The sequence below is a fragment of the Hyphomonas sp. genome (assembly GCF_046313735.1).
GTDB lineage: Bacteria > Pseudomonadota > Alphaproteobacteria > Caulobacterales > Hyphomonadaceae > Hyphomonas.
On sequence record NZ_JBKBXW010000055.1, the window covers coordinates 4299 to 4513 of the forward strand.

The window sequence follows — 215 nt, forward strand, 5'->3', positions numbered from 1 at the left end:
CGAGGCTGTGTTGGAAACGATCCCCGCAAATACGATCGCGACCGTCACCATATGGCGCGGCGCCGACAGCACCATGGAGCGCACCGCCGCTGAGAGCAGTCCTGATTTCTCGGCAACACCAACGCCGATCATCGCCACGAGGACGACGCCCAAGGGCGCAAAACTGGTGAAATTGGTGACCAGGTTCGTGAAGATGCGGCGGATGCCGTCGCCGT

The 215-nt window shown here is 61.9% G+C and carries 1 protein-coding gene; it reads right to left on the reverse strand.

Annotated features, from left to right (window positions below):
• The coding region (locus tag ACK4SV_RS15955; RefSeq protein ID WP_409918834.1) for an AbgT family transporter at window positions 1-215 on the reverse strand (215 nt) is incomplete at both ends.